The organism is Micromonospora sp. D75 (assembly GCF_018070405.1).
GTDB lineage: Bacteria > Actinomycetota > Actinomycetes > Mycobacteriales > Micromonosporaceae > Micromonospora > Micromonospora chalcea.
In genome coordinates this window covers 1-1,091 of the sequence record NZ_JAGPXV010001031.1, presented here as the reverse complement: position 1 = coordinate 1,091, position 1,091 = coordinate 1, and the positions used below count along the sequence as shown (strand labels likewise).

General features: G+C 70.0%; 1 protein-coding gene. It reads left to right on the top strand.

Annotated elements, in window-relative coordinates:
* A partial coding sequence (locus tag KBX39_RS31740) for a hypothetical protein (RefSeq protein ID WP_210874107.1) occupies nt 1-836 on the top strand: 836 nt, incomplete at its 5' end.
* Nucleotides 837-1,091 lie beyond the last annotated feature (255 nt).

Here is a 1,091-nt window from a genome sequence, read left to right as displayed (position 1 = left end):
AGGCGGTGGTGAAGGCCGTCGCGGCCGGCGGCGTCATCACCTTCGACTGCGGGCCCGCGCCGGTCACCATCACCATGAAGGCCACCGCCAAGGTGGTGAACTCGCACGGCCCGCGCATCGTGCTGGACGGCGGCGGCACTGTCACGCTCAGCGGCAGCGGCAAGCGCCGCGTCCTCTACATGAACACCTGCGACCAGGCGCAGGGCTTCACCACCTCGCACTGCCAGAATCAGGACCACCCGCAGCTCACCGTGCAGAACCTGACGTTCGCCGACGGCGACTCCACCGGCGAGCGGACCGAGGGCGGCGGGGGCGGCGCGATCTTCGTCCGGGGCGGGCGGTTCAAGGTGGTCAACTCGCGGTTCGTCGGCAACCGCTGCGACCGTACCGGCCCCGACCTGGGCGGCGCGGCGCTGCGCGTGCTCAGCCAGTTCGAGAACAATCCGGTGTACGTGGTGAGCAGCACCTTCACCGGCGGAGTGTGCGCCAACGGCGGGGCGCTGAGCAGCATCGGCGTCTCCTGGACGGTGCTGAACAGCGTCTTCCGCGACAACCGGGCGGTCGGCACGGGCGCTAACCCGGCCCGGGGCGGCACGCCGGGTGGTGGCAGCGGCGGCGCGATCTACTGCGACGGCAACGAGTTCGCGGTGCGGATCGCCGGCACGGTGATCGAGGACAACAGCGCGAACGAGGGCGGCGGCGCGATCTTCTTCGTCAGCAACAACCGCACCGGCTCGCTGCAGATCGACAGTTCAACGCTGCGCCGCAACCCGAGCAGAGGCTTCGAGACAAAGGGCCACCCCGGCATCTTCTTCCTGGGTGCCCAAATCTCCTGACCCCCTCCCTGCCCTGCCCCGCCCCGTCCCGCCCCGTCTCGCCTCGCCTCGCCTCGCCTCGCCCCGCCTCGTCGATCATGAAGTTGGCGGCCTCGCCATCGGCGTGTCGCGCCGTCAACCTCATGATCGCCGCCTGAACAGCCGGCGCATGGACGCTGCCCTCACCCCGCCCCGTCGATCATGAAGTTGACGGTCCCGATATCGGCGTGTCGACCCGCCAACTTCAGGATCACCGGCCAGTCCTCCGCCCTACGG